The following is an 18,587-nucleotide window of genomic DNA, read 5'->3' as shown; positions in this document are numbered from 1 at the left end:
ATTTGGAACAGGACATGCCTTCCCTCTCGCGGCGAGACTTCGTCAATGCGGCCACGTTTGCAGCGGCGCTCGCGGGAGTTCCAAATTGTGGCAGCGCCGCCGATTATCCCTCGCGTCCCATTCGGCTGGTGATTCCATATGCCGCCGGTGGCTCAGGGGATCAGATCGGGCGCCCCTGGGTTGAGAAGATGTCATCTCAGCTCGGCCCGACGTTTGTCGACAACATTGGAGGCGCGGGCGGTGCGATCGGCACGACCGCTGTCGCGCGCGAGAAGCCCGATGGCTATTCACTGCTGCTCGGAAACGGCAGCACGCAGGTCATCATTCCGCTGACGACGCCAAATCCCACTTATGCCATCGGCGATTTCCGGGCGATCTATCGCCTGATCAGCAGTGCACTGGTTTTCGCCATCCATCCGTCGGTGCCGGCCGCAGATCTGCAAGGCCTGATCGCTCATGCGAGGAGCAATCCCGGCAAGCTGTCCTATGGGACGCCCGGCATCGGCACCGGCAATCATCTCGTTGGCGAGATGTTCAAGCGGCAGGCAGGCGCTTTGGATATCGTCCACATTCCTTATCGAGGAATCTCGCAGGCCACCAACGATCTCGTCAGCGGCCAGATATCTCTCGTTGTGGCCGTCATGTCCGTTCAACTGTTGCAACTCAGCCGGACCGGCAAAATAAGGCTGCTCGCGGTCACGACCGACAAGCGCCTGAGCGGCGCTCCGGACATACCGACCGCCATTGAATCGGGCATGCCGGATCTCAGCTATGAGGGATGGTTCGGCCTGTTCGCACCGAAACAGACGGAAGATGTGATCATCGACCGCATCGCGCAGGCCACACGCGCGGCGATGGCTGGTGCCGCGCTCCAGGCGAACTATCGCGCGCAGGGCATGGAGCCTGATGGCGATTCCAGCCCGGGCAAATTCCAGCGAATTGTCGACGCCACCTCGGCTAGTCTTGCTCCCGTGATCAAGTCGATCGGCCTGCAGTCGCTCTAAGCCTTCCGGCGTCGGTCCTTATCCCTGCGAATTCATCCGCTTCGAGGCGGGTAACGCCGGCTCTCCGGACCGACGTTCGCACCCGCACGCGTCGCGAAAGCCGGTCGCCATTTGCGGCGGAGGCGTGATCTGCCATTGACAGGTCGCCCGGGGTGATAGAATTATAACAACATAAGTTGCAAAAATAACAATATGTCACCATCGTACCAGCGTCTCGCAGGGCCGACGGGAGGAAAGTTTGGAATTGTCCGGTTCGGTTGCAGCAGAACCTCGGCCGTCGACCTCGCTTGTGATGGTCAGTGCCATCAACAAGCGCTTCGGCGGCGTGCGCGCGCTGCGCGACGTCAACCTCGAGGTCCGGGCCGGCGAGGTGCACGCGCTGCTGGGGGAGAACGGCGCCGGAAAATCCACGCTGATCAAGATCCTCAGTGGTGTTCATGCTCTCGACAGCGGCACGATCGAGATCGCCGGCAGGCCGGTGGAGTTTGACAGCCCGGCAAAGTCGCGCGAGGCGGGGATCGCCGTCGTCTATCAGGATCTCAGCCTCGTCGAATCTCTGAGTGTCGCGGACAATTTGTTGCTCGGCCGCGAGCCACGCGCAGCATTCGGTTTTGTCCGGAAACGCGCGCTGATGGCCAGGGCCGAAGCGTTCCTGAAAGAGCTCGGCATTCCCCTCGATACGAGAGCGACAGTCGGCTCGCTGCCGTTCGCCTATCGCCAGATGACGGAGATCGCAAAGGCCCTGATGGGCGAGGTCCGGCTTCTGATCCTCGACGAGCCGACCTCCTCGCTGACATCGGATGAAGTCCGGATCCTGTTCGATGCGATCGGAAAGGCGACGCGCCGCGGAGTCGGCGTGATCTATGTGACGCATCGGCTTAACGAGGTTTTCGAGATCTCGCAGCGTGTCACCGTGCTGCGCGATGGCGCCAATGCCGGCACGTTTGTTACCGCCGATACGGACATGAAGCGGCTGGTAAACGCCATCGTCGGAGCCGATCGATCGCCATCAATCGTCTCGCGCAACGAGCCTGCCCCCAAGCGTGATTTGAATCCATCGCCAGTTCTGTCGCTGTTGGATGTCTCCAACGACCGGCTTCGCGCCGTCGATCTTGCCGTGTTGAAGGGCGAGATCCACGGCCTCGCCGGGTTGATAGGTAGCGGGCGCACGGAGATTCTGGAGACGGTGTTCGGCCTCCGGCCGCTCGAGAGCGGCGCAATCGAAATCGAAGGCCGCCGATGGCTGCCGGCAGGCCCATCCGATGCGATCGAGCAGGGCATCGCGCTGGTGCCGGAAGATCGGCACGTGCAGGGCCTGGTCCTGGACCATTCGATCGAACGCAACGTCACCTTGCCGCGGATTCCCCATTTCTCGCGCTGGGGCTGGATGCAGCAACGCGCCGCCGCCAGGCGCGCGGAAAGTGCGATCGCCAGGCTCGCGGTGAAAGCACAAGGCGCTTCGAGCTTGGTCAGGACGCTCTCGGGCGGCAACCAGCAAAAGGTCGTGTTCGGGAAATGGAATGATCCGCGGCCGCGCGTGCTGCTGCTGGACGAGCCGACGGTCGGCGTCGACGTCGGCGCCCGCGAGGAAATCTATGCCGTGATCCGGAACGCCGCCCGCGATGGCAGCGGGGTTCTGGTCGTCTCGTCCGATCTCGTCGAGTTGATCGAGCTTTGCGACCGCATCTCCGTCATCGTCAACGGCCGTGTGGCTCGTACGCTTTCGCGCGGCGAGATCTTTGATGCCGAAGAGCTGCATCATCTCCTCCAGATGTACCAGGCCTCCACGCCCGGTCCCTTGCAAGAGCTTTCCGCATGACCGAACTGACTGCTCCCAACGTGGTCGCCGCGTCGACCCGGTCCGATCGCCGCCGCAAGATTCTCCAGAATCTGCTGCGGGGTGAGCGGCCCTACATGCTGTACATCGCCTTCGTGATCCTGCTGGTCGTGTTCAGCCTGTCCTCGCCCTGGTTCCTGTCGGTCGACAATTTCCTGAACATCGGGCGCCAGACCACGCTGGTGTCGATCATCGCGGTCGGCATGACCTTCATCATCATCGCGCGTCAGATCGATCTGTCGGTTGCCTCGACGTTGGCGCTGTCGGGCATGGCGGCCGCTCTCGCGATGAGCCAGATCAACAACAGCTGGATCGTGGGCGCCGTGGCCGGGCTCGGAACCGGCGCGCTGGTCGGGCTGATCAACGGCATCCTGACCACACAGCTGTCGATCCCGTCCTTCCTGGTGACGCTGGGCTCGCTGAGCATGGCGCGCGGACTGGCGATGATGGTGACCAATACCAAGCCTGTCATCATCACCAACGAGACCTATTTCGCGATCTTTGGCGAAGGCACATTCCTCGGCATACCGGTCCCTATCGCCTGGACGTTGGCGGCGATGATCGTCGGCATCCTGCTGCTGCACTACAACGTGTTCGGCCGCCGCATCTACGCGGTCGGCGGTAATCCGACCGCGGCGCTCTATTCCGGCATCAACACCAAGCGCATCACGACGGCAGCCTTTGTCCTGACCGGCACGCTGGCTGGTCTGGCAGCGCTGGTGCTGTCCGCGCGGTCACATGCCGCGCGGCCCGACGTCGTGCAGGGGATGGAGCTCGACGTCATCGCCGCTGTGATCCTCGGCGGCTGCAGCCTGTTCGGCGGGCGCGGCTACATCCTGGGAACGCTGTTCGGAAGCCTGATCATCGGCACGCTGAATAACGGTCTTGTCCTGCTCGGCGTGAGCTCGCCGATGCAGCTCGTGATCAAGGGCGCGATCATCGTTGCCGCAGTTGCCTTTACGAAACGCTAGTCGACGTCAGGCGCCGCGCGTGAGCCACACGTTCATCGCGCTGCGTGGGTAGGGGCAAGGTCGCTGGCCCTCCGGTGAATCGGCGACCAAAATGGAGGAAACAATGAAACCAATCTTGCGACAAACCTTGCCTTTGACTGTGTTGATGGCTGCTGCTGCGGCCGTTTCGATTGTCCCCTCGGCCCACGCCGAAGTGCCCGCGACCTGCGTCAAGGGTGTCGATCTTGCAAAGCTCGGGCCGAAATCGATCGTCGGCCAGGGCCCCCACGGCGAGAAGGCGGCTTCGCCCGAGGTGCTCGCGCTGTCGGAGGCCGATGCTGCGAAGATCAAGGAGAAGCACTTCAAGGTCGGCATCTCCATGCAGACGGTCAATCTCGACTGGTCGCAGCTCCAGATCCAGGGCATCACCGATACGCTGAAGAAGTACGGCGTGACGGTGACGGGCGTCGCATCCGCCGAATATCAGGTGGACAAGCAGATCGCCGATATCGAGAACACCATCCAGCAACATCCAGACGGCATCATTTCGATTCCGGTCGATTTCACCGCGACCGCGCCGACCTACAAGAAGATCGCCAAGGCCGGCATCAAGCTCGTGCTGATGGACAGCATCCCGACCGGCCTGAAGCATCCCGAGGAATATGCGACGATGGTTTCGGCGGACAGCCAGGGCAACGGCCAGATCGCGGCGCAGATCCTGGCGTCCTGCATGCCGCAGGGCGGCACCATCGGTCTCGTCAATTTCGGCGTCGACTATTTCAGCACCAACGAGCGCACCAAGGGCGTGCGGGAGTGGATGAAGGCGAACCGGCCCGACATCAAGATGAAGCAGGTCGATTTCACCGATCCGCCGAAGGTCTCACAGATCGCGGGCGACTTTCTGACCGGCAATCCCGACGTCAAGGGACTGTACGCGGTATGGGATCAGCCGGCGCTCGACACGCTGAGCTCGATGCGGGCTCAGGGCATCGATATTCCCATGACGACGGTCGATCTCGGCCTGCAATCGGCCATCGAGATTGCCAAGGGCGGTCCGCTGAAGGCCACCGGCTCGCAGCGTCCCTATGATCAGGGCGTTGCCGAGGCGATGGCGATGATGAATGCACTGCTGGGGAAGGAAACGCCCGGCTGGGTCGGTGTGCAGTCGCTGCCGGTGACGCAGTCGAACGTGTTGGAGTCCTTCAAGACCGTCTTCAAGAAGGACCCGCCGGCCGAGCTGACGGATGCCTGCAACAAGGCGAAGCCGGCCTGCAACTGAGGGCGCAGAAGCGATGCGCGGCTCTTTGGAGTCGCGCATCGTTCAGCAGGCCTGGTCCGGGTGAACCAGCCCCGTCCGGATCAGGCTGCGCTGGTGACGTATTCGACGGTAAGGCCGCGGAAGTGCTTGCGCGTGTCCGCCGGCACGGAACCTCCGACGATGATCCGCGAGAATGAGCCGATGTCGGAGAAGAACGCCGGCTTGAGGCTGCCGAGCTTGCTGGCATCGACCACCAGGATGCTCTCCATCGCAGTGGCGATGACGGCCTGCTTGATGGCGACTTCGTGAAAATTCGAGCAGCTCGCGCCGCGGGTCCAGTGCAGGCCACCGGCCGAGATGAAAGCCTTGTTGACCCCGAGCCGCCGCAGATAGGACAGCGCGTCATCCGAGGAGAACGACTGCGACGATGGATGGTAAAGCCCGCCCATCAGCATCACCTGCGTCGCCGGCCGGTGGGTGACGATCGTGGCGACGTTCAGCGAATAGCAGATCACCGAGAGCGGCATGTCCTCGGGCAGGCAATCCGCCAGCGATTGCATCGTGGTGCCGCAATCGATGAAGATGGTGTCGCCTTCCCTGATCGAGGCGGCTGCGGACCGGCAGGCGAGGCGCTTGTCCTGCGTGTGCTGGTCGATTTCCTGCTCGAACGTGTACTTGATCCCGGTTGGCGACGCCGCGTTGACGACGTAGCCGCCGAGCAGGGCGAGCGTACCCTCCGGGCCGGCAAGGTCGCGCCTCACCGTCATCTCCGACACCTTCAGCAAGTCTGCGGCGTCCTTCAGATGCAGTGCGCCGCTCGTCTCGACGGCGCGGCGCAGCCGTTGCAGCCGCTGGACGCGGGACTCGCTTGAGCGTGCGGTCGGTGTTTCAGCCATTTTCGTCACCGAGCTTGCTTATCCGGTTGACAATGATCTTACAATGATGTGAGTTTAGCAACGTCAATTTGTTACAATAATAACATCTGACCTGAAGAGGCGTTTCGCTGTCGGCGATGGCGGGCAGAAGAAGCTCCAGCGGGCAAGGGATGGAGGATCGCATGTTGCAATCGGCAAATTCAGTCTATCTGTCGCGTCAGCCGATTCGCTAGCATCGCGCGGCGTACCGATGGCGCAGGGCGTCTTGATATCAAATCCATCCGCGGTGCCGGTGCAACCACATGCACGGGATCACAATCATCCGCATGCCATCGCGCGCAACAGCGGCCGCGCGCTCGAGATGGACTGGGTCGATGAGATCAGGATCAATCTCTCAGCCGCTGAGCGCCGAGTTGCGAGCCTGCCCGGCCGGCGCACCGTCAAGAAGGACGCGCAGGCGGCGTGGTTGCTCAAGGCGATCACCTGCATCGACCTGACGACGCTCAACGGCGACGATACGACCGAACGCGTGAAGCGCCTCTGCGCCAAGGCGCGGTCGCCGCTGCGAAGCGACCTCCTCGAGGCCCTCGGCTTTGCCGGGCGCGGTCTGCACACGGGTGCGATCTGCGTCTATCATCGCTTCGTCGCGACCGCGGTCGAGGCGCTCGATGGATCTGACATTCCGGTGGCTGCGGTCTCGACCGGATTTCCTGCGGGCCTCATCCCCCACGATCTGAAGCTCAAGGAGATCGAGGCGTCGGTCAGGGACGGCGCGCAGGAGATCGACATCGTCATCACGCGTGAGCATGTGTTGACGGGAGATTGGCGGGCGCTCTACGCCGAGGTGCGGGATTTCCGCGCCGCCTGCGGCGATGCGCATCTGAAGACCATCCTGGCAACCGGCGACCTCAAGACGTTGCGCAATGTCGCCAAGGCCTCGATGGTTTGCATGATGGCCGGCGCTGACTTCATCAAGACCTCGACCGGCAAGGAAGGCGTCAATGCCACGCTGCCGGTGACGCTCGCAATGCTGCGCATGATCAGGGTCTATGAGGAGCGCACCGGCTTCAAGATCGGCTTCAAGCCGGCCGGAGGCATTTCGACAGCGAAGGACGTGCTCAACTACCAGTTCCTGATGAAGGAGGAGTTGGGGCGCGATTGGCTCGAACCGGAGCTGTTTCGCGTCGGCGCCTCGAGCCTGCTCGCCGACATCGAGCGCCAGCTCGAGCATCACGTCACCGGCCGCTACTCGGCCTTCAACCGTCACCCCGTGGGCTGAGCATGAGTGTCGCACATTATTACGAGACCATGGAGTATGGTCCCGCTCCCGAGGCGGATGGCGAGGCGCGGGCCTGGCTGAAGCGTCACGACGCAACCTTCGGGCATTTCATCGCCGGCAAATACGCAGCTCCCGCTTCGGGCCGGCATCTGACGACGATCGAGCCGGCCACCGGCAAGGCATTGGCCAAGATCGCGCAAGGCGCCGCAGCCGACGTCGAGGCTGCTGTTGGCGCCGCGCGATCCGCGCAATCACCGTGGGCGAAGCTCGGCGGTCACGGTCGTGCCCGTCATCTCTATGCGCTGGCACGCATGCTGCAGCGTCATGCGCGGCTGTTCGCGGTTCTAGAAGCGATCGACAACGGCAAGCCGATCAGGGAAACCCGCGATCTCGACGTGCCGCTCGCCGCGCGCCACTTCCTGTATCACGCCGGCTGGGCGCAATTGCAGGAGCGCGAGTTCGCCGATCACGTGCCGGTCGGTGTGGTCGGCCAGATCATCCCCTGGAATTTCCCACTGCTGATGCTGGCCTGGAAGATCGCGCCTGCGCTGGCGGCCGGCAACACCGTGGTGCTGAAGCCGGCAGAATTCACTTCGCTCACTGCGCTGCTGTTCGCGGAGCTTGCGGTAGAAGCGGGCCTGCCGCCCGGCGTTTTGAATGTAGTGACAGGTGATGGCGCCACCGGCGCGCTGCTCGTCGAAAATCCCGGCGTCGACAAGATCGCTTTCACCGGATCGACCGAGGTCGGTCGGTCGATCCGCCAGTCGACCGCAGGCAGCGGCAAGTCGCTGACGCTCGAGCTCGGCGGCAAGTCGCCGTTCATCGTGTTCGACGATGCCGATATCGATGGCGCCGTCGAAGGCGTGGTGGATGCGATCTGGTTCAACCAGGGCCAGGTCTGCTGCGCCGGATCGCGGCTGCTGTTGCAGGAAGGGATCGCAGAGACATTCCGCAAGCGCCTGATCCGCCGCATGGAGACGCTGCGTGTCGGCCCGCCGCTCGACAAGGCGATCGACATGGGCGCGGTGGTGGCACCAGTGCAGCTCGAGCGGATCAAGGCGCTGGTTGAAACGGGAGTGAAGGAGGGCGCCGAGAAGTATCAGGCCTCTGGCGCAATCCCTGCGGAGGGATGCTTCTATCCCCCGACCTTGCTCTGGAACGTGCATCCGTCCTCGACGGTGGCGATCGAGGAGATCTTTGGGCCCGTGCTGGTCGCGATGACCTTCCGCACGCCTGACGAGGCGGTGATGCTCGCTAACAACACGCGCTATGGGCTTGCCGCCAGCGTCTGGAGCGAGACCATCGGCCTGGCGCTCGATATCGCGCCAAAACTTCAGGCCGGCGTGGTCTGGGTCAACGCGACCAATTTGTTTGATGCCAGCGTCGGCTTCGGCGGCTACCGCGAGTCCGGTTTCGGCCGGGAAGGCGGCCGGGAAGGCCTCACCGAATATCTCAAGCCGAAGGCATGGAGCGGGCGGAAGGCGCGCGCCAAGCTGCCGCCATTCCCGGCGGCTCCTACCGATGGCGCCGGGTTTGGCACGCCGTCGATCGACCGGACCGCAAAGCTGTTCGTCGGTGGCAAGCAGGTCCGGCCCGACGGAAATTATTCGCGTGCGGTGCTGTCGCCGAAGGGGAAGCACCTGGGCGAAGTCGGTGAGGGCAATCGCAAGGATATTCGTAACGCCGTGGCCGCCGCTCGTTCGGCCGAGGGGTGGGCGCGGGCGACGGCGCATAATCGCGCCCAAATCCTCTATTACCTTGCCGAGAATCTATCCGCGCGCGGCGACGAGTTCGCCCGGCGCATCGGTGACATGACCGGCGTTTCGTCCGCAAAGGCGCGCGCGGAGGTCGAGGCGAGTATCGAGCGGCTGTTCAGCTATGGCGCCTGGGCGGACAAATATGAGGGGACGATCCATGCACCGCCGCTGCGTGGCGTTGCGCTTGCCATGCACGAGCCGATCGGCGTCGTCGGGGTGGCCTGTCCGGACGAGGCGCCGCTGCTGGGCTTCATCAGCCTGGTGGCTCCGTTGATCGCGATGGGCAACCGCGTCGTCGCGGTCCCGAGCGAGCGGCATCCGCTGGCCGCAACCGATTTCTACCAGGTGCTGGAGACGTCGGACGTGCCGGCAGGGGTCGTCAACATTGTCACCGGCGAGCGCGATGCGCTTGTAAAGGTCCTTGCCGAGCATGACGACGTCGACGCGCTCTGGGTGTTCGGTTCGCAGGAGGCCTCAACAGCGGCGGAGCAGCTGTCGGTCGGCAATCTCAAGCGGACGCTGGTCGACCACGGGCTGGCGCTCGATTGGTACGACAGGGCGGCGAGCGAGGGTCCGATCCTGCTCCGTCATGCGGTGCAGGTGAAAAACATCTGGATTCCCTATGGCGACTAGAGACGTCACCTTGCCGTGATATGAATGAGCACCCGGACCATCAGAGTTCGGGCGATCTTTGAAGACAAGGGAAGGACACAACATGCTCAAGGGCATCAATCCACTGCTCAATGCCGACGTGCTCTATGCCCTGCGCGCAATGGGGCACGGCGATCGCCTCGTGGTGTGCGATACCAATTTCCCGGCTGACTCGATCGCGCGCCAGACCGTGTTCGGCGAGCTGCTTCGCATCGACAATGTCAGCACGGCCAAGGCGATCGAAGCCATTCTCTCGGTGATGCCGCTCGACACCTTCGTCGACGATGCCGCGATCCGCATGGAGATCGTCGGCCAGCCGCAGGAGGTGCCGCCGGTGCAGCGCGAGGTGCAGGCCGCGATCGACCGCGCCGAGGGACGCTCCTGGCCGCTGGTCGGGGTCGAGCGCCATGCCTTCTATGAAAGAGCCAAGTCGGCCTATTGCGTGATCGCCACCGGCGAGCGGCGCTTCTATGGCTGCTTCCTGTTCTCCAAAGGCGTCATCGCGCCGGACGGAGAGTGACGACCATGAGCAAGAGTGGCGTCGCTGTCCTCGGCATCTTCGTCGTCGATCTGGCCTTCCGGGCTGGCAATATGCCTGCGATCGGCGAAACCATCGCCGGTTCGGGATTTGCCATGGGTCCGGGCGGCAAGGGATCGAACCAGGCTGTCGCCGCGGCGCGCGCCGGCGCGGATGTGACCTTCATCTCCCGGATCGGCAGCGATGCCTTCGGTGACCTTGCCATCAAGACCTGGGAAGCCGAAGGAATTCGTCCGCGCGTGGCCAGAGCCAAGGAGGCGCCGACCGGTGCCGCCTTCATCTACGTCCACGAGACGCGCGGCGACAACGCCATCATCGTGGTGAGCGGGGCGGCCGATGGTCTTAGCCCTACCGACGTCGACGCTGCTGCAGAGGCGATCCGCAACAGCCGCGTCTTCGTGACCCAGCTCGAACAGCCGGTCTCCGCCGCGCAGCGCGGCCTCGAGATCGCGCGCGCGGCGGGCAGCGTTACGGTGTTCAATCCCGCACCGGCGGCCGCATTCGATGACAGCCTGTTCGCCTTGTGCGACTACGTCGTTCCCAACGAGACCGAGGCGGAAGCGCTGACCGGGATCGCAGTCAGCGATCTTGCCGGCGCCCGCCGCGCCGGAGATGCGCTGCTCGCCAAGGGGGCGGGGACTGCGCTGATCACGCTCGGCGAACGCGGCGCGCTGTTTCATGGGCGCGATCGCTCGCTGCATGTGCCGCCGTTCGCTGCCGGCAAGGTGGTCGAGACTGCGGGCGCGGGCGATGCCTTCGTCGGCGGTTTCGCGGCAGCGCTCGCGGGCGGTGCCGATCCGTTGGAAGCGGCGCGCTTCGGCTCGGCGACGGCCGGGATTTCTGTGACGCGCGCCGGCACTGCGCCCGCCATGCCGCGGCGGGCGGAGATCGAAGCCCTGTTGAAGGGATGACCTGCTGATGATGCGGAACGATCCGATCAAGCATGTCTTCATCTGGCCGGCGGTGCTCGTCGTGCTGGCGATCTCGATCTTTCCGTTGATCTACTCGTTTACCACGAGCTTCCTCAGCTATCGCCTGATTCCGCCGATCCCGCCGCGCGTGGTGTGGCTCGGCAATTATGCGACGCTGTTGCAGGAACCGCGCTTCTGGAATGCGATCCTCACGACGACGCTGATCGCCTTCATCGCGGTCGGCTTGCAATATGTGATCGGATTCGGTGTCGCGCTCGCGCTGAACGCGCGCGTGCCGGGCGAGCGGCTGTTTCGCGTTGCCTTGCTGCTGCCGATGCTGCTGGCCCCGGTTGCTGTCGCGCTTGTTGCCCGCATGATCTTCAATCCGACGATGGGGCCGCTCAACCAGTTCCTCTCCATGTTCGGTCTCGCAAACCTGCCGTTCCTCACCAACGGGCATTGGGCGCTCGGCTGCATCATCGCGGTAGAAATCTGGCAGTGGACGCCGTTCGTCATCCTGATGATGCTGGCCGGCCTGCAAACGCTTCCTGAGGATGTCTATGAGGCGGCCGAGCTCGAGAACGCCAGCGCCTGGCAGCAATTCTGGGGCATCACGTTTCCGATGATGCTGCCGATTTCGGCCGCGGTGGTCTTCATCCGCCTGATCGAGAGTTACAAGATCATGGATACCGTCTTCGTGATGACGGGCGGCGGACCGGGCGTGGACACAGAGACGCTGACCTTGTTCGCCTATCAGGAGGGCTTCAAGAAGTTCAATCTCGGCTACACCTCCGCGCTGAGCTTCCTGTTCCTGATTGCCATCACGATCATCGGGGTGACTTATCTGGCGTTGCTGCGTCCGCATCTGGAGAAGCGCCGATGAGCGGGCAGGGCCTCACCGGACTGTCGAACTGGAGCCGGCGCCTGGTCGCGCTCGGCGTGCTCGCCTGGTGCCTGATCACGGCGTTTCCGCTCTATTGGGTGGTGGTGACCGCGTTCAAGACCCCGCCGGGCGTGGTCGGCGGCCCGACCTATATTCCGTTCGTCGATTTCACGCCGACGCTGCAGCCCTTCATCGATCTCTATCAGGGAATCCGGGGTGAATTCTTCCGGACATTCCTGAATTCGACCATCGTCGGTCTATCGGCGGCGGCGATCGCGACCGCAATCGGCGCGATGGCGGCTTATGCGCTGGTGCGGTTCGAGTTCAAGGTGCGCTTTGGTGCCGGCCTGATCTTCTTCCTGCTCGCGCTCGGCGGCTATCTGCTGTTCAACAACAATCTTGGATTCACCCGGGCGCAGGCGCTGCTGCTCGCGTTTCCGATCGCGCTGGTCGTCGCCATCGCTGCCAACCGCCTGCCGCTGCCGGGCCCGATCCTCGGCAACGAGGACATCCTGTTCTGGTTCGTCAGTCAGCGCATGTTCCCACCGATCGTCACGGCCTTTGCGCTCTATCTGCTGTACAGCGAGATCGGCAGGCTCGGCTTCCAGCTCATCGACAGCTATGTCGGTCTGACGCTGTGCTACGTCGCGTTCTCGCTGCCGATCGTCGTCTGGCTGATGCGCGATTTCTTCGAGGCGATCCCGATCGAGGTGGAGGAAGCCGCGATGGTCGACAACGTGCCGAGCTGGCGCATCTTCCTCGGCATCGTGGTGCCGATGTCGATGAACGGGCTGCTGGCGACGTTCATGATCACGCTGGCCTTTGTCTGGAACGAGTTCCTGTTTGCGCTGTTCCTGACCAATTCCAAATGGCAGACGCTGCCGATCCTGGTGGCGGGACAGAACAGCCAGCGCGGCGACGAATGGTGGGCGATCTCGGCCGCGGCGCTCGTCGCCATCATTCCGATGATGATCATGGCGGGCCTGCTCAGTCGCATGATGCGGTCGGGTCTGCTGCTCGGGGCAATCAAATAGCAAAAACTCAGTAGGGAGGACTGGACGATGTTACGACGAACGTTTCTGATGCTGACCACTTCGCTCGCGGTGGCTTGCAGTGCAAGCCTAGCGAACGCGGCCTGTAGCCCGGATTACTCCGGCGTCACCCTGACGGTGGCGTCGCAGACCGGACCGTATATCGCTTCCGCGCTCAAGCTCGGCGCGGATGAATGGACCAAGAAGACTTGCGGCAAGGTCAATGTCGTCGAGTTTCCGTGGTCGGAGCTCTACCCGAAGATCGTCACGTCGCTCACCGCCTCGGACGCGACGTTCGATCTGGTCAGCTTCGCGCCGGCCTGGCTGCCGGACTTCGTTCCCTATCTCAGCGAGATGCCGAAGGCGATGCAGTCCGGCAAGGATTGGGACGATGTCGAGCCGGCCTATCGCGAACGGCTGATGGTGTGGGAAGGCAAGATCTATTCGCAATCGATGGACGGCGACGTCCACACCTACACCTATCGCAGCGACCTGTTCAGCGATCCCAAGGAGAAGGACGCCTTCAAGGCCAAGTACGGCTATGATCTCGCGCCGCCCAAGACCTGGAAGCAATATCTCGATATTGCGGAGTTCTTCCAGCGCCCCGACAAGGGCCTTTGGGGCACCGCGGAAGCGTTCCGTCGCGGCGGCCAGCAGTTCTGGTTCTTCTTCAGCCACGCCGCCGCTTACACCAACAACCCGAACTATCCGGGTGCGATGTTCTTCGACCCCGAAACCATGGATGCCCAGATCAACAATCCGGGCTGGGTGAAGGGACTGGAAGAGTACATCCGTGCCTCGAAGCTTGGCCCGCCCAATGCGCTGAACTTCTCGTTCGGCGAGGTCAACGCGGCGGTCGCCGGCGGCCAGGTGGCGGAATCGATTGGCTGGGGCGACACCGGTGTGATCGCGGCCGATCCCAAGCAATCGAAGATTTCCGGCAAGGTCGGCTCGGCCGTGCTGCCCGGCTCTGACGAGATCTGGAACGCGAAAACCAAGAAATGGGACAAGTTCCCGGCAGTGCTGCCGGCGCCCTTCATGGCGTTCGGTGGGTGGCAGGTCGCCGTGCCCAAGGTGGGCAAGAACCAGCAGGCGGCATGGGACTTCGTCAAGACGCTGACAAGCCCTGAAGTCTCTGGTCAGGCCGCGATTACCGGCGGCACGGGTGTCAATCCTTACCGCAAGTCGCATACCGCGAATCTGGAGTTGTGGAACAAGATCTTCTCGCCGCAGGAGGCCAAGGAATATCTCGGCGCGCAGGCTGACTCCATCAACGGCAAGAACGTTGCGCTCGACATGCGTCTGCCCGGTTATTTCTCCTACACCGAGGTCGTGGAGATCGAGCTTGGCAAGGCGCTGGCTGGTCAGACCACGCCGCAGGCCGCACTGGATACGGTCGCAAAGGAATGGAATCGCCTGACCGACGAGTTCGGCCGCGCGAAGCAACTTGCCGCTTATCGTGCGGCGATGGGCCTTCCGCCCAAGAACTAGCTTCTCGCGGAGACTTCCCCGGATGATGCGTGAGCATCGTCCGGGCTTTGTTCGCCGTCGACATAAGGGACGGAAAAAGGATTCCATGGCGCGCGTTGAGATCGAGAACGTCAGCAAGGCATACGGGCCCTACAAGATCATCGAGGGGCTCGATCTGAGCGTGGCCGACGAGGAGTTCGTCGTGCTTGTCGGCCCGTCCGGCTGCGGCAAGACCACGACGTTGCGCATGATCGCGGGACTGGAGACGGTCACGAGCGGAACCATTCACATTGGCGACCGGGATGTGACGCAGTTGCGCCCCGGCTTGCGCAATTGTGCGATGGTGTTCCAGAACTACGCGCTCTATCCGCATATGACGGTTGGAGAGAATATCGGCTACGGCATGAAGGTCAGGGGCGAGCAGCGCGCCAGCGTCGCGAAGGCAGTCCAGGACGTCGCACGGGTTCTCGACCTCGAGCAATATCTGGACCGCCGGCCGAAGCAGCTCTCCGGCGGACAGCGCCAGCGCGTGGCGATCGGCCGTGCCATCGTGCGCAGCCCGGACGTGTTTCTGTTCGACGAGCCATTGTCGAACCTCGACGCCAAGCTCCGCATCGAGATGCGGACCGAGATCAAGGCGCTGCACCGCCGTCTCGCCAAGACGATCGTTTATGTCACCCACGACCAGGTCGAGGCCATGACCATGGCTGATCGCGTCGTGGTGATGAATCGCGGCCGGATCGAGCAGGCGGCGGACCCGATCACGATCTACGAGAAGCCCAGCAATCTCTTCGTCGCGGGGTTCATGGGCGCACCCAGCATGAACTTCATCCATGGCGAAATCGTCGCGCGCGATGGCGCGCTGGTCTTCACCGAACCTTCGGGAACGATGTTGGAATTGCCGAAGTCGCGCGAGGCCGCCTATGCAGGAAGCATCGGCAAGCCGGTCGTGCTCGGCGTCCGGCCCGATCACGTGCTGCGGCAGGACGCGCCGGCGGGCTCTTCCATCCGCTTGATGGTGAAAGACGTGGAGCCGCTCGGGCCGCATACGCTCGTGATCGGAACCGTCGGTGCATTTCCGTTCACGGCGCAGATGCCGGTGGGTGTGGCTGCCGCGCCGGATCATGTCATCGACGTCGCACTCGATCTGGAGCGAACACATCTCTTCGACAGGGTTTCGGGGATGGCCATCGCCTAGGTCCGCGGGGGCAGCCCGGCCTGTGTCGCCGCCCGTCAACCCCTCTTGCTAAATATATTCTACTTTACCGAAATTCGGAAACGGCGTATGTGTCGCTCATCCCGGCTCGACCTGGAGGGGCGATCGTACGTCGTCACGTTTGCGAGCCGGGCTTGCGGTGGACGCGGCAGCGTCGGCACGAGAGGTGCGGGCAGGGCGGGTAGTCCCTGTGAGCCCGAAACTGCGTGTGGATGAACGGCGCTGCTAAGTTCGTCTCGTGTAGCGCGCAATTTCAAATGTCACCTCGTGCAGCTTCAAATGTCACCCCCGCGGCTGGCCCGGTTTGAACCAGGTTCCAGCCTCGGTTTGAAGTAGCCTTAAAGCCCCCACCTCACTGGACCTGGGTGACGATACCGTCTGCCGTCTTGAAGTTCCCGTTGGGCGCGCCGGAGGTCCAGGTCACGCCCTTCGTGACGCCGGTGCCGGTCCAGAGTACAGGCTGGACCGTCGCACCCACGATGTCGTTCCCATAGACGCCGCCCGCGGAAGCATTGAGGTGGCCCTCGATCCCGTAACGGCAGGTCCCCAACACCTCGTTGCCGCGAACGCTGACGATAGCCGGCGTGTTGGCGTCGGTGTCGACGAGGATGCCGACCGAATAGGGGTGGATCGTCGTGAGGTTGACGGTCGCCCCCGATAGGCCGGCGCCTGTAACAGCGGCCGGCGAGGATGGGACGACAGAATAGGAGCCGGCATTGGTGACGCCGAGGATCGCCGTGATCGCGCCGCCTGCCACCGTCACCGACAGCTGGGCGGCCACCCCTGTGCCGCCGACGACTGTCACGGTCTGCGTGCCATTGGTGCCGCCGGAACCGCCGGCGCCGACTGTCGCCGCCGACACCGAGGATAGCGTGCCCAAGCCAGGGTTCTCGATGATGTTGTCGTCGATCTTGATGATGCTGCCGGCCTTGCAACTGCCGGTGCGCCAGATGCCCGGACCTTGCGTGTTGAAGATCTGGTTGCCCGTGCACTTGATCGAGCGCATCGCTCCCAGCCGGATGCCGGTATAGGTGGACGAAGACGACGGAACGAGCCCTGGCGCCGTAATGATGTTGTTGCGAATCGCGATGGCACCACCATTGGCGCCGACATCGACGACGCTTGCGGCGTCGATTCCGACCGAGGCGGTCGCAGGATCAACGGTGATATTGTTGTCCGCGATCACCGAGCCGAGAAGGTCATTCGGGTTCTTGGCGAAGACGGTGATGCCGTAATTCACGTTCTTCAGCGTGTTGCCGATCATGGTGATCTGGTAGGAGTGGTTGTCGACCTCGTTGGCGAGGTTCATGCCCCCGCTGTAATCGGTGATCGAATTGCCGAACACCAGCACGCCGTTGCCGTGCGCCTCAATGCCGGTGCCGTAGAGCTTTGCACCATCCTTCATCGTATTGCCGAAGATGACTGCGTTCGCAGCCGTCACCCAGATCGAGCTGTGATCGGTGCAGCCCGGATTGACCGCATCTCCGTTCTTTTCGAACACGCAATCGTAGATGCGAAGGTCGGTGACGGTGGGTGGATTGGCGGGACCTCGGCCGCATTTGAACCCCGTCGAGCCCGGGTTGTTGATCACCTTGATCTTGGAGATCGAGATATTGTCGCCCTTCTCCATGCCGATCGCGATGTTGAGCGCCGCGGCGTTGCCGCCCGTGTTGTTGACACCGTCGAAGTCGATCGTGAAACCGTCGAAGATGACGTCATTGGCACCGGTGGTGAGATCGTCGTTGTAGAAGATATGATAGAACTGCGAGGCCGTGTTGACGCCGGCCTTCAGCTTGAAGACCGCCCCAAATCCTTCGCCTCTTACGCTGACTCCGCTGCGGACGATCATCGTCGACAGCCCGTTGGTGGACAGGCTGCCGAGGATATACGTACTGCCAATGCGCGGTCGGATCACGCCGCCGCCAATCGCCTTCAGCGCTTTCGACAGCTTCTCGATGATCGGTGCGTCATCGTCGGTCTGAACGCCCTTGCCCTTGGCGCCGAACGCTTCCGGCGTGACCGGCCCTTGCGGATCGAACAGCCACCACGCGCCGTCTGCCGATTGAAACGCTGCAGGTTCGACCAGGTCGGCATTGACCAGCGCCGGATTGCTCGCCTGCTTGCGATATTGCAACCCGCTCGACAATGCGGTCGTCGAATACGCCTGCGTTCTGATGAACTGCACACCGCTCGGAATCGAAGCGGCCTTCGCCAGCGCATAAGTATCGTACTGGTGCACCTGGTTGCCGAGCGCCGAGGCCGAGCTCGCTGCTGCCGTGGCATAGCCGCTCGCCGCGTCGCGCGCAGCAACCGCATCGGCGACGACGCCGGCGGTATCGACAGCCACCGACGTCAAGATCTGATAATGATTCCCGCTCCAGATCATCGATACAGGCACATTGGCCACGAACGTGTCCGCTGCCGGCGTCGAGCCGAGCGAATTCTTGACCACGATTCCGTTGATGGTCAGCGCGGCGCCGGTGTTGTTCGCGGTCGGCATGATGAGATAGAGCTTGCCGCCCGGCGTAGAAGGCACTTGCGGCGCCATCGTCGCGACGATCGCGTCCGCCGTGCCGCCCGTGATCGAGAACTGGATGATCTCGTTCGGCAGGTCCGCGATGCGCGTCCAGCCTCCGCTGCCGGAAGCGCCGGTCTTCTGGTAGAGCCCGTTCTTGCTGGGATCTGAATCGGCTGCGACCAGGCCGAGCTGGAAGGCCTGGTAGGCGAGCTGACCATCAGCCTGTGCCTTGGAGGTGAATGCGACGCCACCGCCGAGCTGCCCCGCTGCGACGATCGCGTCGATCGCGCCCAGCACCTGGCTGCGCGGCACGCGCCGGAGCGACCTGTTATTCCCGTCAATCTGGTTGACCAGGAACTCGTCGGCGGTGGTTCCTAGCGGAATGTTCGGCGAACGAATGCCCATCTAT

At 63.2% G+C, this 18,587-nt stretch carries 14 protein-coding genes; 12 read left to right on the top strand and 2 right to left on the bottom strand.

Translation table 11 applies throughout. The features are described from left to right. The first annotated feature begins 14 nt into the window (after window positions 1-14). The 4 genes from ACWAT4_RS26575 to ACWAT4_RS26560 all read left to right on the top strand — a co-directional run bounded on the left by ACWAT4_RS26575 (window position 15) and on the right by ACWAT4_RS26560 (window position 5,070). Window positions 15-1,004, top strand: a complete 990-nt coding sequence (locus ACWAT4_RS26575) for a Bug family tripartite tricarboxylate transporter substrate binding protein (RefSeq protein WP_212426716.1) — start codon at window positions 15-17, stop codon at window positions 1,002-1,004. A gap of 244 nt (window positions 1,005-1,248) precedes the next feature. Continuing rightward, on the top strand, window positions 1,249-2,823 hold the full coding sequence (locus ACWAT4_RS26570) for a sugar ABC transporter ATP-binding protein (RefSeq protein ID WP_449728479.1): 1,575 nt from the start codon (window positions 1,249-1,251) through the stop codon (window positions 2,821-2,823). After that, complete coding sequence (locus tag ACWAT4_RS26565; protein WP_212300573.1) at window positions 2,820-3,812, top strand: ABC transporter permease; 993 nt, start codon at window positions 2,820-2,822, stop codon at window positions 3,810-3,812. Before ACWAT4_RS26570 ends, ACWAT4_RS26565 begins: the two co-directional genes overlap by 4 nt. Before the next feature lie 103 nt (window positions 3,813-3,915). Next, entirely contained in the window at window positions 3,916-5,070 is a 1,155-nt protein-coding gene (locus ACWAT4_RS26560; RefSeq protein WP_212300574.1) for a substrate-binding domain-containing protein, read from the top strand. Window positions 5,071-5,150: 80 nt separating this feature from the next. Here ACWAT4_RS26560 and ACWAT4_RS26555 read toward each other — a convergent pair whose 3' ends face one another. Then, complete coding sequence (locus ACWAT4_RS26555) at window positions 5,151-5,945, bottom strand: DeoR/GlpR family DNA-binding transcription regulator (RefSeq protein ID WP_212426718.1); 795 nt, start codon at window positions 5,943-5,945, stop codon at window positions 5,151-5,153. A 229-nt stretch (window positions 5,946-6,174) separates the two neighbouring features. Here ACWAT4_RS26555 and deoC point away from each other — a divergent pair, with 229 nt between their 5' ends. The 8 genes from deoC (at window position 6,175) to ACWAT4_RS26515 (ending at window position 15,642) form a co-directional block, all read left to right on the top strand. Then, on the top strand, window positions 6,175-7,203 hold the full coding sequence (gene deoC / locus ACWAT4_RS26550; protein ID WP_433995256.1) for a deoxyribose-phosphate aldolase: 1,029 nt from the start codon (window positions 6,175-6,177) through the stop codon (window positions 7,201-7,203). A 2-nt stretch (window positions 7,204-7,205) separates the two neighbouring features. Beyond that, window positions 7,206-9,593 (top strand): aldehyde dehydrogenase family protein, encoded by a 2,388-nt coding sequence (locus ACWAT4_RS26545; RefSeq protein ID WP_212426719.1) that lies wholly within the window; start codon window positions 7,206-7,208, stop codon window positions 9,591-9,593. 82 nt (window positions 9,594-9,675) lie between these two features. Beyond that, the gene (locus tag ACWAT4_RS26540; RefSeq protein WP_212300578.1) at window positions 9,676-10,131 is read left to right on the top strand and encodes an RbsD/FucU family protein; all 456 of its coding nucleotides are present in this window, start codon (window positions 9,676-9,678) and stop codon (window positions 10,129-10,131) included. A 5-nt stretch (window positions 10,132-10,136) separates the two neighbouring features. Next, window positions 10,137-11,060 carry a ribokinase gene (gene rbsK / locus ACWAT4_RS26535; RefSeq protein ID WP_449728478.1) on the top strand — a complete coding sequence of 308 codons (924 nt, stop codon included), beginning with the start codon at window positions 10,137-10,139 and terminating at the stop codon, window positions 11,058-11,060. Between the two features lie 7 nt (window positions 11,061-11,067). Continuing rightward, entirely contained in the window at window positions 11,068-11,943 is an 876-nt protein-coding gene (locus ACWAT4_RS26530; RefSeq protein WP_212300580.1) for a carbohydrate ABC transporter permease, read from the top strand. After that, complete coding sequence (locus ACWAT4_RS26525) at window positions 11,940-12,977, top strand: carbohydrate ABC transporter permease (protein WP_212426721.1); 1,038 nt, start codon at window positions 11,940-11,942, stop codon at window positions 12,975-12,977. Before ACWAT4_RS26530 ends, ACWAT4_RS26525 begins: the two co-directional genes overlap by 4 nt. Before the next feature lie 48 nt (window positions 12,978-13,025). After that, a complete protein-coding gene (locus ACWAT4_RS26520; protein WP_249148863.1) occupies window positions 13,026-14,465 on the top strand; it encodes an extracellular solute-binding protein in 1,440 nt (479 codons plus the stop codon). A gap of 85 nt (window positions 14,466-14,550) precedes the next feature. Beyond that, complete coding sequence (locus ACWAT4_RS26515; RefSeq protein ID WP_212426722.1) at window positions 14,551-15,642, top strand: ABC transporter ATP-binding protein; 1,092 nt, start codon at window positions 14,551-14,553, stop codon at window positions 15,640-15,642. A 370-nt stretch (window positions 15,643-16,012) separates the two neighbouring features. On the opposite strand, the gene ACWAT4_RS26510 is transcribed toward ACWAT4_RS26515, so the two are convergent. Continuing rightward, entirely contained in the window at window positions 16,013-18,583 is a 2,571-nt protein-coding gene (locus ACWAT4_RS26510; protein WP_449728477.1) for a right-handed parallel beta-helix repeat-containing protein, read from the bottom strand. Window positions 18,584-18,587: the final 4 nt, after the last annotated feature.

The organism is Bradyrhizobium sp. T-1, from assembly GCF_053592855.1.
This window is presented reverse-complemented; position numbering and strand designations above follow the sequence as displayed.